This is a genomic window from Microbacterium sp. Leaf179 (genome assembly GCF_001423785.1).
Classification (GTDB): domain Bacteria; phylum Actinomycetota; class Actinomycetes; order Actinomycetales; family Microbacteriaceae; genus Microbacterium.
The window spans coordinates 599300-612800 of record NZ_LMPH01000002.1 but is presented as its reverse complement, the minus strand read 5'-3'; the positions used below and the strand labels follow the sequence as shown (position 1 = coordinate 612800).

Here is a 13501-nt window from a genome sequence, read left to right as displayed (position 1 = left end):
GTCCGCTTCTCGCGCTTTCGTCTGGACCAGTGACAGACTGTCGCCGTGATCTCGCTCGGCGTCCTCGATCGATCCTCCGCCGTGCCCCTGCACGAGCAACTCGCGCACGGTCTGCGCGCGGCGGTGCTCGCGGGGCGCGTCGCCGGTGGCGAGGCGGTCCCCTCGACCCGGGCGCTGTCGGTCGACCTGGGCGTCGCGCGGGGAACGGTGGTCGCGGCCTACGAGATCCTCGCCGGCGAGGGATACCTGCTCACGCGGCCCGGGGGCGGAACGGTCGTCGCCGACATCGCCGTGCGCACGCCCGTCGCGGTCGCCGATGCGCCGGACCGCCCCGTCGTGGAGCCCGCGGTACTCGACCTGCGGCCCGGGCGCCCGGGCACGACCGGTCTCGCCGATGCCGCGTGGCGCTCCGCCTGGCGGCGGGCGAGCACCACCGATCCCGACGCCGACGTCGCCGACCCCGCGGGCGCCATGGCGCTGCGGGCCGAGATCGTGCGGCACCTCGGGCGCACGCGCGGCGTCGACGTCTCGGCCGGCGACGTGCTGATCACGGCGGGCACCAGCGACGCGATGCTGCTGACGCTACTCGCGCTCGCGCCGCGCGGTGACCGGCAGCGCCTGCGCGTCGGTATCGAAGACCCGGGCTACCCCCGCGTGCGCATGATCCTGCGCCGTCTGGGGATCGAGGCCGTCCCCGTGCCGGTCCGTCTCGGCTCGGGGCTCGACCTCGACGCGCTCGAGCGGCAGCGCGATCTCGACGCCGTCATCGTGACCCCGAACCACCACTACCCCCTCGGGAGTCGTCTGGATGCCGAGGACCGCGCCCGCCTGCTCGCCTGGGCCGCGCGGGACGACGTGGTCGTCGTCGAAGACGACTACGACAGCGAGTTCCCCCACGGGCGCGCGCCGCTTCCGCCGCTGCACCTGCTCGATCCGGCGCGGGTCGCGCTGATCGGAAGCCTGTCGAAGGTGCTCACCCCGGCCGTGCGGTGCGGGTGGATCGTCGCGACCGGCGCGGTGGGGGAACGCGTCCGCGCGGCGCGCGACGACCTCGACTCTCCCGTTTCGCTCGTGCAGCAGCACGCGCTCGCGCTGTACCTGGCGGAGGGAGCCCTCGCCCGGCACACCGCGCGGCGGCGGCGCGAGTACCGCCATCGGCGCCGCCTGCTGCTCGAGGTCTTCGCGGGCGTGCCCGGCGTCGAGCTGGCCGCCACCGACGGCGGACTGCACGCCGTGGCGCTGCTGACGGGCGGCGGAGAAGGCGCCGAGAACGCCGTCGTCTCGGAGCTGCTCGCGCGCGGCATCCGCGTCGCGCCGCTCGCGGGCTATGCGGTGGGCCATGACTCCGCCGGGTGCGCCGGTTCAGCGGCGAGCGATCCAGCCGTCGCCCCCGCGCGCTCCGAGGCGCCGGCGGGGATCGTCTTCGGATACGCCGAGCCCTCGACGGTCGCCCTCGTCGAGGCGGTCGGCGTGATTCTCACCGTTCTGCGGACGCACGCGCGCCGGGGCCACGCGCCGACCCCGACGCCCGAACCCAGCCGAGCTGAGGGCTCCGCGCGTTAGGGCGCTCCCACGGTGCGTCGTCGACCGGAGGGGCAAGCCGTCGCCGACCGCCCCGCGTACCTCACCCCTCCAGGATCTCGAGCGCCGCCATCGCCGCGTTCTGCCCGCCGATCCCGCTGACGGCGCCGCCGCGCTGCGCACTCGAGCCGCAGAGCAGCACGCGCGAGTGCGGGGTCGACACGCCCCACCGCGCCGCCGGCGTCGTGGCCGGCGCCGCGAGCCAGGGCCACGACAGCCCGCCGTGGAAGATGTCGCCGCCCACCATGTTCAGCGACCGCTCGAGGTCGCTTGTCGTGCGTGCCTCGATGCAGAGCCGCCCGTCGGGCGCCCGAAAGATGCAGTCGCGCAGCGGCTCGGCCAGCACCGAATCGAGCGACTGCTGCGCCGCAGCCAACAGGCGCGCTCCCGCGGCGACGGGATCGGTGTCGTCGATCAGGCGGTGGGGCACCTGCAGGCCGAACATCGTCAGGGTCTGTGCCCCGCTGGCCCGCAGGTCGTCGCCGAGGATCGACGGGTCGGTCAGCGAGTGGCAGTAGATCTCGACGGGAAGCGGCTCGGGGATGAGCCCCCCGGATGCCGCGACGTACGCGGCATCCAGCTGGGTCATCGTCTCGTTGACGTGGAAGGTGCCCGAGAACGCGGCCTCGGGGGTCACCGAGGAGTCGCGCAGCCGCGGCAGCCGCGACAGGAGCATGTTGACCTTGACCTGCGCGCCCTCGGGCGCCTCGGTTGCGCTGGCCGGGGATCCCCCCGCGGTGAGCAGGTCGTCGAGCACGGCGCGACCGACTCCGCTCAGCACGAGCGTGCCGTGGTACACCTCGGAGCGGTCGGTCATCGTGTGCACGTCGCCGTCGGGCGAGATCGAGATGACGTCGGTGCCCGTGACGATCTCGGCGCCGGCCTCGAGCGCCGCGCGTTCGAGCTCGGCGGCGACGGCGCCCATGCCGCCCACCGGCACGTCCCAGTGCCCAGTCTCGCCGCCGATGACGTGGTACAGGAAGCAGCGGTTCTGCGCCAGCGAGGGGTCGTCCGACGAGGCGAAGGTTCCGATGAGGCCGTCGGTGAGGGCGATGCCGCGGGCGAGATCGCTGTCGAGCGAACCGCGCAGCAGGTCGCCGAGCGGACGCTCGGTCAGCGCCGTCCACAGCTCATCGTCGCCCACGCTCTCGCGCACCTCGTCGGCCGTCGGCAGGGGACCGGTCATGGTGGGGAAGATCGCGCGACCCAGCGGGGCCAGGCGCTCGCCGAACGCGGCGAACCGCTCGGCCTCCCCGGTCTCGCCGAGGGTCCGCGCGAACGAGGCGGCGGTGGCCGCGGCATCCTGGGTGTCGACGAGGATGCCACGGGTCGGGTCGTGCGGGTCGGGCGTGTACGACGAGTAGCGACGCCGACGCAGGTCGATGCGCAGCCCCAGATCGTCGATGATCTTCTGCGGCAGCAGGCTCACGAGGTACGAGTAGCGCGAGAGGCGGGCATCGACCCCGGCCCACGGGCGCTCCGACACGGCGGCACCGCCCACGGCATCCGATCGCTCGATCACCACCACGCGGCGCCCGGCGCGGGCGAGATAGGCCGCGGCGACGAGGGCGTTGTGCCCTCCTCCCACGATGACGACGTCGTACCGGCGAGTATCCGAAGCGGTCATGCCTCCACGCTAACGACGGCGACGACTTCTGCGGAGGGGGTGGCGCAGTAGCGTGGATGCCATGACTCTCGCTGCGGAACTGCTCGACATCGCCACGCGGATCGTTCGGGAGGCGGGCGAACTCGCGCACCGTCGCCGCATCGAGGGGGTGACGGTGGCCGCCACCAAGTCGGCCGCCGCCGACATCGTCACCGCCGCCGATCGCGAGGTCGAAGCCTTCATCCGCGGGGAACTCGCGCGGGTGCGTCCCGACGACGGCTTCTTCGGCGAGGAGTCCGGCGCCGACGTGGGGACGAGCGGCATCACCTGGGTGGTCGATCCGATCGACGGCACCGTCAACTACGCCTACGGCATTCCCGCCTGGGCCGTGAGCATCGCCGCGGTCGAGGGTACCGCCGACACCGCGACGTGGACGGCGATCGCCGGCGTCGTCTTCAACCCGGTGACGGGTGAGCTTTTCCGCGCCTCGCGCGGCGGGGGAGCCTGGCTCGGCGATCAGCGTCTCTCGGTCTCGGCCCACGTGGGAGAGGCGGGCGGTCTGGTGGCCACGGGCTTCGGGTACAACCCCGCGACGCACGGTCCGGCGCTGGCGCAGCTGTCGCGCGTCATGCCCATCGCGCGCGATGTGCGCCGTATCGGCGCGGCCTCGCTCGACCTGGCCTCGGTCGCCGCGGGCCGCATGGACGCCTACTACGAGCGCGGGACGCAGCCCTGGGATCACGCCGCGGGAGCCCTGCTCGTCGAGGAAGCGGGCGGGGTCGTGGGTGGCGCGCCGGGTGGTCGTCCGGGGAACGGAATGGTCATCGCCGCGGGCGCGGCGTTCTACGCGCGCCTCGAGCCGCTGCTCGACATCGAGGGGTGACGGCCGGGGGCGCTCATGGCTTTCCCAGACCGCCCGAGGTAGTGTGGTTACCTGTTCGTTATTTTCCGCGACCCGAACCCGCGGAAACGGCCAAGCCCCACAGCCCGAAGCCGTCGCGCTTGCGACACGACACGAGAGCCATCGCGCGTTGCCGTCAGAAGCCTTTTCGACTGAGCCTGCCCATACTCGGCGGTCTCGTCGCCCCCTCGCTGTTCCCGCCTCCGAAGCCGCTCCCCGGCTGACCCGCGCCGAGATGCGCCGTCTCGCGGTGGGAGACACCGCGCAGGGCGACACCGCACAGAGCGACGACTCGCGAAGCGAACTCGCCGCGACGGCGATCGACGACGCGGCCCCCACCGCACAGATGTCGTCGGAGCCCGCCCCGGTCGACGCCGAGGTCGCCGCGCAGTCCGAGATGCTCGAGACCGTCGCGGCCGCCGTCATCGAGACGGTCATCGCCGCGACGATCGAGCCCACGCTCCCCGAGGTCTCGGCGCCCGCTGCCGCTGCCGACGCCGACGCCCTCGAGGTCACCGTCGTCGACGAGCGCCGCACCGCCGACGCCGATGTCGCCGTCATCCTGCAGAGCGCCGACACCGACGTCGCCACCACCCCGGTGGCACTGCCCACCTCTCCGATCACCCTGCCCGTGACGCGCCGCGCGCGGCGTCGTCCGCAGGCCGCGGTCATCATCGACAGCACGCAGGCCGATGACGCATCGCCCGCCGTCGAGATCCCGGATGCCGCGTCGCCCGAGGGCCATGGCGTGCCCGCGACCCCGACGGCCACCGATGACGACTCCGCCGACGAGTTCGCCTCGGCCGCCCGTCTCTTCGCGTTCACCGGTGAGACCGCCGTTCAGCGGCCCGCGCCCGTCGCCACGGCATCCGAGCCCGTCGTCGACGGGCTGCCCGCCGCGGCCGCCGCTCCCCGCACGCGTCGGAACGTGCGCCGCATCGCGACCGCATCGTTCTCGGTGGGCGTCATGGGCGTCGTTGGCCTGCTGACCGTGGGCATGACCATGCCGGTCAGCGCGCTCGCCTCGGCGAACGGCACCGACAGCGTCACCGCCCCCGCGACCGCCACGACGCGCCTCGCGCTCGGTGGCGACGTGCAGGGCGGCGACGCCACGGACGCGATCCAGGCGTACGTCGCTCCCGCGCAGGCGCAGGCCGCCGTGGTCGACCGTGCCGATGGATACAGCGCGACGACGTACGCCAAGATGGCGGCCGACTCGGGCATCACGAACCCCTCGAACTTCTACGTCAACGACCCGACGGCGCCCATCCAGTGGCCCTTCGCCGTCGGTGTGCCGATCACGTACGGCTTCGGCATGCGCGACGGGACCATGCACGAGGGCGCCGACTTCGTTCCCGGTGAGGGCTCGCCCGTGCAGGCGATCGCCGACGGCACCGTGCGCATCGCGACCGAGCAGGGCGGCGCCTTCGGCGTCACCGTGCTCATCGATCACGAGATCGACGGACAACTGGTCTCGAGCCGCTACGGACACATGCAGTACGGCTCGCTCCAGGTCACGCAGGGTCAGCACGTGAAGGTCGGCCAGTTCCTCGGACGCACCGGCAACACGGGTCGGTCGTTCGGTGCGCACACCCACGTCGAGATCCTGCAGAACGGCACCACGCCGATCGACCCGATCGTCTGGCTGCGTCAGCACGCCGGAGGGTGACCATCGATTCGTGTGAGAGTGTCGCGGTCTGATATTCTCTTCTAGTTGCCCGGAGTGATCCGGGTACGCCCCGATAGCTCAGTGGCAGAGCACTTCCATGGTAAGGAAGGGGTCGTCAGTTCAATCCTGACTCGGGGCTCAAGGCATTCTCATTGTCATCGGAATGCTGTGCGGCGGGGTAGCTCAGTTGGTGAGAGCGCACGACTCATAATCGTGAGGTCGCGGGTTCAAGCCCCGCTCCCGCTACCAAACTAGTTTTACTCGAACAAATGACCTTGAGATAAAGGTCCAGGCGTTCGGAATCAGAAGCGTCGGAGTTTTCTCCGACGCTTTTTGTGTTGGCGGGGCTGGTGAGCACGGCGTCACGGATGTCGGTGACGAGAGACTGGAACTCACGGGCGACCTGAGGGAGATGGCCGTCGTCGTCAACCCAGATCCGGGAGAAGAAGGCGGCGAGGAGCTTGCGTTTCACAGCACCGGTGGCCGCGGTGAAGAGGGCGTCGGGTCGGGCCATGAGGTCGAGGTAGCTGAGCACCATCTCGGTGTGCTGCTGGAGGGACTCGGTGGTGGTATCGAGGCTGGCTCGGACTTCGTGCTTCTTGATCTGCAGGTCTCGGAGCCGGAGGCGGAGTTTATCTGTAGCGAGTGCTCCGTCGGAAGCGAGGTCGACGAGACGTTCCTCTTGCACGTCGAGCTTCTTCAGTTCCTTCTGCAGGCGTGCGCGTTGTTCGGCGTGCCGGGAGAGTACGTGATCGAGTGCTGCTTGCACTTCTCTCTTTGCCTCGTCGATGGCTTCGGGGGAGAGGCGGAGGCTGGCGAACTCGCGGGTGAGTGCGCGTTCGAGTTCTGCGGTGGGGAGATAGGGCAGATCGCAAAGGCCGTCCTGGCGTCCCCGACAGAGGAAGTATTCGTAGATCTGATTCGCGTGGTTCTTGGCCTCGGCGAAGATGAGGCGGTGTTCGCGCCCGGCATCGTGGCAGCGGCCGCAGTGCAGCATGCCGCGGGCGAAGTGATTGTGGACACGGTCACGTTGTCCCCTTTTCACGCGGGCGTCGATGACCTGCTGCACACGGTCGAAGAGCGCCGGAGTCACGAGCGCCTCGTGCCGACCTGGGTAGACGTGTCCCTTGAAGGTGACCATTCCGAGGTAGTACGGGTCGCGGAGGATGAGACCGAGTTGGCTCCGTGACAGTGGACGCTCGGGCCACTTGCTGGACTTCCGGGTCGTGAGCCCTTGCTCTGCGAGGAGTGCAGCCAGCTTGGTGGTGCTGTAGTCGCCGGTGGCGTATTGCTCGAACGCCCACCGGATGAGGGGTGCCCGCGCCTCGTCGATACCGATCGTGTTGACGAGGCGCCCGTCGAAGTCCCTGCGGTCATTGATGTAGCCGAGCTTGGCGCGCCCGACGGTGCCACCGTTCTTCGCCTTGTTGAGCAGCTTCTGCTTAATGTCCTCTCCACTCTGACGGACCTGAACCTCGTTCATGATGTCCGTGACCGCTTCCATGGCTTCGGCCATGTAGCCGTCGCCGAAGTCTTCCTTGGCGGAGATGAGCTTCACGCCCATGCCGGCGAGGATTCGCTTGGTGATCGCCGCATCCCCCGAGTTGCGGAAGGCGCGCGAGCGCATGTAAATCACGACGTAGCTGATCTCGGGGTGCTCTTCGACGTACTGGAGCAGTTCGCGGAACACGGGGCGCTTGGCAATCGTCTGCGCAGAGTTCCCGGGCTCGACGAACTCTTTGATGACGGGAGCTTTCACGCGTTTGGCGCGCACCAGGCAGGCCTCGCGCTGGGTGGCGATGGAGTTTCCGTCGGCATCGATGTCGATCGCGGTGAACATCTGGCGCTGCGTCGATACGCGCAGGTACAAGACCGCTTGACCTTGGATACCCAGGTCAAACTCGGGCGGAGCCGACCCGTCGAGGCCGAGCAGGCTCTCCCAGCCAGCGAACGAGGTGCGGCGGCGCCCCTGGGCCGTGCGGGGTTCGAGGTCGCTACTCATCGGCGTGATTCGGTTTCTTTGGTGGCAGCAGTGCTGTCCCGCTGTGCGGCGAGACGTCCTGCTGGAGCGATGTGCATTCGCCGAGCTGGCTCCTCGTCGTGTGCATTTCGTTGGTGGTTTGTCATGGTGTCCTCCTTTTCTGCCCACCGTTCGGGCGGACTTAGCTCCTTGATTTACGCTCACTTCACCTCTTAAGTCGAGATGTATGGTGACGTAGTTTTTGCATCATTGATCTGGGGAAAACTTTCCACGGCTACTTGTAGAACACGTGCCACCAGCCGTCGAGGCGGACCAGGTCGTAGGTGTCGAAGATTTGGATGTCGATCGCGGCCGTGTTCCAGGTGAGGTGATCTTCTGGGATGCCCTGTGCGGTCATGACGTCCTTCACGGCGTCTAGCCAGCCGAGCCATTCGAGGACGTCGCGGCGGAACTGGCTGAACTGTTCCCATGCGTCGAGGTATGCGGTCGAGAACTTTTCGTCCAGATCGTCGGCCGCTGCGTCGGTGTCGGACAGCAGCAGGTATGCGGCGAAGCCTGCGCCTGCCTGTTCGGCGAGGGCGAGGAGGCGGAGGGCGTGGTTGGGGTTGTCCAAGGTTGTCAGGGCGGCGTCGACAGCGGCGGCGGCTTCGGGGCCGAACCGGTCGTCGTTCCAGGAGCGGTTCTCGGGGCCTTGATTTGGGGGTGGTGTTTCGGGGTTCATAGTTCCTCCTTTCGCGGTGAGGATGGGTCGGTGTCGGCCGGGCTGATCGTGACTTCGAACTCGTCGGGCGTGATGACGGTGAACAGCCGGTTCGGGAGCGCGGGGTCGGCGTGAATGGCGTCCGCGAGGCGCCGCACGCGGCGCGGTGTGGGCACGATCCAGAGCACTCCGGGGAACACGCCGTGTTCGGTTTGGGCACGCCCTGTGGCCTTGTAGGCGGCGTAAGTGCGGCACTTGGCGAGAAGCACCGGGATGCTTTCGGTGCCGAGGTCGATCTCGAGGTACCAGAGGTCGTCGTAGTCGTCGGTGGTGAGGTGGACGAAGAGGTCTGGCTTGAGGATCCCGGCAGTGCCCGCGCGAGTGAGGAACGATCGCCAGGTGTTTGGTTCGAGGTCGACGCGCTCGATCTCGAACCCGCTGCTTCGGGCGTGCTGGATGAGGGCGACGTGGGTGTCGGTGACGGCGAGGGTGTGGGCCAGGAAAGGCGTCGACACCGCGGCGAAGCGTCGCCGGCGGGCGCCTTCCGGCCGCGTCAGGCGCTCACCGGCTGCGTCGAGGTACCAGATGGTGGCCGCAGACCCTCGGGCGGTGCCGCCGACGCGTCGTTCGAGTCGGGCAATGAGTCGGTTATGGAGGAGCCGGTGAAGGACTCGGATGCAGGCGCGGGTACCGGCGGTGAGGGTGGCGTGCTCGGCGAAGAACACGTCGCGCAGGTGCGTGGTGGTGGCGTACCGGTGATCGTTCAAGAACGCCAGGATCTCTTCGTCGCGGACGGACAGCTCGGTCCGCAGCAGCACCAGCCGGGATGGTCCTGCTCCCGTGCGGGGCAAGCGCATCGTCATGAGCGCCCCCTGTCGTGTGGGGTGCCGAGGGTGTCGCGGGCGCCGAGTTGGTCGGCGGCGTAGGACTCCGCCAGGGGCGGAGTAGTCCGCTCCCAACTGAGGCCATGAGCCGCAGAATCACGCGACAATGCGGGGGTGGAAGTTTCAGCGATCGGACGGGCGAACGGACGAGCGACCGGACACCCCTGCTCTCTTCTCAGGTTGTCGAGTTGGGTGGTCATGAGCGGGCCTTTCGGCGTCGCCCGATGGGCTCGACATCACCCTCATCACCCGCTCCATCACCCTTTCGGGTGACGCCCACGTCACCCTGCTCCTGAGCCGGAACGGTCGCGTCGGTCGCGGGCGGGTTTTGCCTCGTGACCTGGGATCCGTAGCGCAGGCGACTCTCGGCGAGCACTGCATCGGGGTCGGACAGGGTGACGGGCGGCGGGAGCGTGATGGCAGAAAACCAGCCGGACTGCACGCCACCAGCCATGAGATCGACGTAGACGTGGTACGGCGGCAGCTTCATCACGTCCTCCGGGGTGAGGGCGGAGTACTTCGTCACGGCGGCGGCGTCGACCGGGTCTGCTTGGAATTGGATCTTGTTCCTTGCGTTCGCCGCGATACCGGCAAGCAGGCTGGCGGGCATCTGGGCGCGGTGCTGGTGCGCCAGGTGCCAGGCAACGTTCATCGAGCGGGACTGCTCGAGGGCTTCGCCGAGGTCGGACTCGTGCTTCACAAACATCTGCGCCTCATCGAGGTAGATCGAGACAGGACGGCGCTTCTCCTTCGGCACGCCTGCCCGGGCGAGGGTGAGCTGCCAGAGCTGGCTCACGAGGAGCGACCCGACCAGTTCGGCGGCCACGGGTCCGAGCAGGCCCCGGTTCAGAGGCACCACGAGGATGCGGGGCTTGGTGAACAGGTCACGGAGGTCAAAACGCGGCGCAGGTTGATCCAGCACCGCGCGGATGGACGGTCTCAGGAGGAACTGGCGGAGTCTCGTTAGGACGGGGCCGATCATGGCGGCGCGGGCTCCGGCGCTCGTCGCGTCGTACTGCGCCCAGAACTCGACCAGTGACGGGTCGGCGATGGTCTTCGTGAAGCTGCGTCGGTAGGGGTCGTCGGTGAGCAGGCGCGGGAGATCTGCGAGGGTAGAGCCTTCTCGTCCGGCGAGAGTCAGGAGCGAAGCGTGAACGGCGTCGCTAGTTCTCGGGCCGAACGCTGAGGGGAACAGGCCACGGAAGACGGCGAGGAGACGGTCGGCCACGAGCGGACCATCCTCACCTGCCCCGGCAAAAGGATTGAGCCCAACCGGGTCGGAACTCAGCGGATCGAGCACGACCACGTCACCTGAACGTGACTCCGGGATGACGGTGAGGACGTCCATGGCGAGGTCGCGCTTGGCGTCGATGACGACGACGCTCCGACCCGCCGCGATGTCGGCGGCGATGAGGTTGAGCAGCACGGTGCTCTTCCCGACGCCGTTGGGTCCCATGACGTGGCTGTGGCGGACGGCGTCTTTCATAGAGATCCCCACCGGCAGACTTGGGCCGGGGGCGTTGGTGGTCGCGAACACGCGGTCTTTGCTGGGCTTGTAGCCCGCGGGTGGGGCAATCCGGCGTGGGTAGATCGGCGGCATGCCTGGCAGCGGCGTGTCACCCGTCGGCCAGCCGACCAGGCAGAGAGCTTCGGCGGCGGTCAGGCGCAGCGGCTTCCTCGCCGGGATGACCGCCTCGTCGACCAGCTCGGGACGGTCGGAGACGAGATCGATGCGGGTCGACCCGGTCTGCAGCTGGCGAAGTGCAGCGAGGACAGCGTGCACCAAGAGTCGACGGCGGACGGGACTGGCAGCACCGACACCAATGCGGATGGTGGCGCGGAAGCGGTACTGGGCGAGCTTGTCGCGTAAGTCCGCTCGGATCTCCAGTGGTGCGGGGCGGCTGCCTTTGGTGATGAGGTCGAACAGGCTGAGGTTCGGATCCGGTGTCGAGGCCGGCAGGGGTTGCGGCGGGACGCTGGCCCCGAGAATGACCTGAAGCACCAGCACGTCGCCCTTGCCGACCGCCCCGGACAAGGCGGCGTAGAGGGCGCGGAGCGCGGTTCCGGTGGTGTCCAGGCTGAGCCCGAGGTTGCGCTGGCGAATACGTACTCGCCCTGCCCGTTCCACCGGGACGCGTTCAGATTCAAGATCCGTCACGGCAACGCCCGGAAGCAGCCGCTTGAGGCTACTGCTGACCGCGGACAGCGTGGTGCGGTGCCCGCCGAGAAGATGCCGGATGGTGTCGTGCTCGGCGCGGGCTTCGAACACGACAGGTCCACGGGCTTCGTCGGCGGCGAGCGTCTCCAGGAAACCGAGCGCGGTGGCCGCGTCGAAGGGCCGCGGCCAATGCAATTGACGCCAGGTGTCAGTCATCGGCGTCCCCGTAGACGGAGGTGTCGACCGGCGTCGCGTCGGTCTTGTCGAGATTCGCGGGCTTGGTCGGCTCGCTGCCCGTGGTGTTCGTGCGGCACTTCGCCTCCTCCATCGCGGCGTGCTCGAGGAGGGCGCGGGCGAGCTTGTCGTAGTCCGGGTGCTCGCGGCGTTCCCCGCGGACGCGGATGCGGTACTCGCGGCGCGGGCGGCCTCGCCCACGCTTTGGCGACGAGGAGTGGCTCATCGGCGGGCTCCTTTCACCACCGGTCGCGGCGCACGCGCAGCCACCAGACGAGACCGCTCGCGAGCAGGACGCCGGCGAGCAGGACGAGCAGCCACACCCATACCTGTTGGATGAGCCACACCGCCAGCCACAGGAGCAGCGCGACGAGGAAGACAGTCCAGGCGAACGCCTTCGCGGCCTCCAGCGGGCCACGGTCGGACGAGGGCATGGAGCACTCCATTCAGAGAGTCGATGGGAGATGTCGGGATCGGGGCAAGGTGGCTAGGCATGCTCAGCCTCCTGATCACGGGTGACGTGGTTGTCGACGGACTTCGTCTTGATGTCGCTGGGCACGGGGTAGCCCGAGATGGAGATGTCAGAGTTGACCTGGTTGCCCCAGACGTCCCAGCCCGGCATCGGGCGGCGGGCGAAGAGCTCCAGGTACGGGCCGGGGCTGAGACGCTGAATCATGACGTGGACTTCCTCCGGCTTGTGGGAGTGGTCCTGGCGGGGCAGCATCGCGAAGCTGCGCTGGCCGCGGAACTTCACCGGCAGCTTCCCCTTCACACCCAGCAGCAACGTCTCGTGCGCATGGCGGAAGTACTGGCCAAGGCCCATCTGGTCCTTTCCCCAGACGAACTCATCCTTAAACTCAAACCCCCAGGCCCGCATGATGTCCTCCGCGATGTAGCGGGTGGCCGGGTAGCACCAGAAGTAGAGGTGGGCGTTATCGGCGGCGAGATCGCCGACCGGCATCGCCTTGATGCGCTCGAGGGTCATTAAGTTGTAGTGGCGCTCGGCACCGTATTTCCCCTGCTGACCGGTCGGCCAGGGCACGTCGGCAAGAATCGTCTTCCAGAGTCGATGACCGCCCAGGGGGTTGTTGGTGTCGGTCTTGTCCGTGATGTTTGAGGTGCTCGAGGTGCTCGACGTGCCGGTGCGCCCGACGGGCGTCGTGTTGGTATTGGTGGCGTGCATGAATGTGCTCCTTCCGGCAGCGGTCTTTACCCGCTGGGAATGACGGCGACTATGAGGGGCCGTGCGGGGCTGCCCCCTGGTTATGCGCTCTCAGCTGCATTTCAGCAACCGTCCGATCGCGCAGGGTGAGAGCCCCGTCACGGCGCCGTCAGAGGTGCGGGTGTGGATAACCGTGAGCATGTTGCGAAAAACACACGCCTTCGTCCACAGAAGAGAGGCCAGTGCCCGCCGTAAACCGGCGAGACGAAGAAAAGGACCGGGGCGGTGCAAGCCACGCACACGTTTGTGATGTCACCGCCCCGGTCGGCTTTGGGGTCTATCCCTCCGGCAGATCACCGCGAGCCAAGTACGATTCGCGGATGAGGGCCTTGCGGGCCTCTAGTGCGTCCCCGCCGAGAGCAGACGCGATCTGGAGGATCGTCTGGCGGAGCTCGGCCTGGGTGCGGTCGAGCTCTGCCTCGATACGGGCACGCTTGCGGTCCCGACGCTGGCGGATCCAGTCCGCCAGGGGTTGGCGACCGAAGGCGATCACGAGGAGCACCGCGATGTAGATCGCGAAGGCCGCCACGTAGACGCCAAGGACGGTGAGCAGCTCGGCCACGGG

12 protein-coding genes and 2 tRNA genes are annotated in these 13501 nt (G+C 68.6%); 5 read left to right on the top strand and 9 right to left on the bottom strand.

Annotation, left to right across the window (positions count from 1 at the left end):
* Positions 1-45 precede the first annotated feature (45 nt).
* The gene (gene pdxR, locus ASF96_RS10345) at positions 46-1563 is read left to right on the top strand and encodes a MocR-like pyridoxine biosynthesis transcription factor PdxR (RefSeq protein ID WP_055938796.1); all 1518 of its coding nucleotides are present in this window, start codon (positions 46-48) and stop codon (positions 1561-1563) included.
* A 61-nt stretch (positions 1564-1624) separates the two neighbouring features.
* Here the strand turns inward: pdxR and ASF96_RS10340 are convergent, their stop codons facing one another.
* Entirely contained in the window at positions 1625-3208 is a 1584-nt protein-coding gene (locus tag ASF96_RS10340) for a phytoene desaturase family protein (protein ID WP_055938793.1), read from the bottom strand.
* A gap of 61 nt (positions 3209-3269) precedes the next feature.
* On the opposite strand from ASF96_RS10340, the gene ASF96_RS10335 reads away from it, so the two are divergent.
* From ASF96_RS10335 to ASF96_RS10320, 4 genes are all read left to right on the top strand, one after another.
* Complete coding sequence (locus ASF96_RS10335; protein WP_055938790.1) at positions 3270-4070, top strand: inositol monophosphatase family protein; 801 nt, start codon at positions 3270-3272, stop codon at positions 4068-4070.
* A 253-nt stretch (positions 4071-4323) separates the two neighbouring features.
* A complete protein-coding gene (locus ASF96_RS10330; protein WP_055938788.1) occupies positions 4324-5757 on the top strand; it encodes a M23 family metallopeptidase in 1434 nt (477 codons plus the stop codon).
* A 67-nt stretch (positions 5758-5824) separates the two neighbouring features.
* Positions 5825-5896, top strand: a tRNA-Thr gene (locus ASF96_RS10325).
* 33 nt (positions 5897-5929) lie between these two features.
* Positions 5930-6006, top strand: a tRNA-Met gene (locus tag ASF96_RS10320).
* On the opposite strand, the gene ASF96_RS17645 is transcribed toward ASF96_RS10320, so the two are convergent.
* The 8 genes from ASF96_RS17645 to ASF96_RS10285 all read right to left on the bottom strand — a co-directional run bounded on the left by ASF96_RS17645 (position 5963) and on the right by ASF96_RS10285 (position 13498).
* Positions 5963-7597 carry a recombinase family protein gene (locus tag ASF96_RS17645; RefSeq protein WP_442922502.1) on the bottom strand — a complete coding sequence of 545 codons (1635 nt, stop codon included), beginning with the start codon at positions 7595-7597 and terminating at the stop codon, positions 5963-5965. The two genes, ASF96_RS10320 and ASF96_RS17645, sit on opposite strands and share 44 nt — an antisense overlap.
* Positions 7598-8012: 415 nt before the next feature.
* A complete protein-coding gene (locus ASF96_RS10315; protein WP_055938785.1) occupies positions 8013-8459 on the bottom strand; it encodes a hypothetical protein in 447 nt (148 codons plus the stop codon).
* Positions 8456-9256: a replication-relaxation family protein gene (locus ASF96_RS10310; protein WP_055938782.1), complete on the bottom strand. Its 801-nt coding sequence runs from the start codon at positions 9254-9256 to the stop codon at positions 8456-8458. The genes ASF96_RS10315 and ASF96_RS10310 overlap by 4 nt, the downstream gene beginning before the upstream one ends.
* Positions 9257-9518: 262 nt before the next feature.
* On the bottom strand, positions 9519-11696 hold the full coding sequence (locus ASF96_RS10305) for a type IV secretory system conjugative DNA transfer family protein (protein ID WP_055938780.1): 2178 nt from the start codon (positions 11694-11696) through the stop codon (positions 9519-9521).
* A complete protein-coding gene (locus ASF96_RS10300; protein WP_055938777.1) occupies positions 11689-11940 on the bottom strand; it encodes a hypothetical protein in 252 nt (83 codons plus the stop codon). The genes ASF96_RS10305 and ASF96_RS10300 overlap by 8 nt, the downstream gene beginning before the upstream one ends.
* Positions 11941-11953: 13 nt before the next feature.
* Positions 11954-12148 carry a hypothetical protein gene (locus ASF96_RS10295; RefSeq protein ID WP_055938774.1) on the bottom strand — a complete coding sequence of 65 codons (195 nt, stop codon included), beginning with the start codon at positions 12146-12148 and terminating at the stop codon, positions 11954-11956.
* A gap of 53 nt (positions 12149-12201) precedes the next feature.
* Positions 12202-12897: an MT-A70 family methyltransferase gene (locus ASF96_RS10290; RefSeq protein WP_082509540.1), complete on the bottom strand. Its 696-nt coding sequence runs from the start codon at positions 12895-12897 to the stop codon at positions 12202-12204.
* 316 nt (positions 12898-13213) lie between these two features.
* On the bottom strand, positions 13214-13498 hold the full coding sequence (locus ASF96_RS10285) for a hypothetical protein (protein WP_055938771.1): 285 nt from the start codon (positions 13496-13498) through the stop codon (positions 13214-13216).
* Positions 13499-13501: the final 3 nt, after the last annotated feature.

Coding starts and splice junctions, on each gene's coding strand:
- ASF96_RS10340 (WP_055938793.1), bottom strand. CDS start 3,208: ATGACCGCTTCGGATACTCGCCGGTACGACGTCGTCATCGTGGGAGGA.
- ASF96_RS10335 (WP_055938790.1), top strand. CDS start 3,270: ATGACTCTCGCTGCGGAACTGCTCGACATCGCCACGCGGATCGTTCGG.
- ASF96_RS10330 (WP_055938788.1), top strand. CDS start 4,324: ATGCGCCGTCTCGCGGTGGGAGACACCGCGCAGGGCGACACCGCACAG.
- ASF96_RS17645 (WP_442922502.1), bottom strand. CDS start 7,597: ATGTTCACCGCGATCGACATCGATGCCGACGGAAACTCCATCGCCACC.
- ASF96_RS10315 (WP_055938785.1), bottom strand. CDS start 8,459: ATGAACCCCGAAACACCACCCCCAAATCAAGGCCCCGAGAACCGCTCC.
- ASF96_RS10305 (WP_055938780.1), bottom strand. CDS start 11,696: ATGACTGACACCTGGCGTCAATTGCATTGGCCGCGGCCCTTCGACGCG.
- ASF96_RS10300 (WP_055938777.1), bottom strand. CDS start 11,940: ATGAGCCACTCCTCGTCGCCAAAGCGTGGGCGAGGCCGCCCGCGCCGC.
- ASF96_RS10295 (WP_055938774.1), bottom strand. CDS start 12,148: ATGCCCTCGTCCGACCGTGGCCCGCTGGAGGCCGCGAAGGCGTTCGCC.
- ASF96_RS10290 (WP_082509540.1), bottom strand. CDS start 12,897: ATGCACGCCACCAATACCAACACGACGCCCGTCGGGCGCACCGGCACG.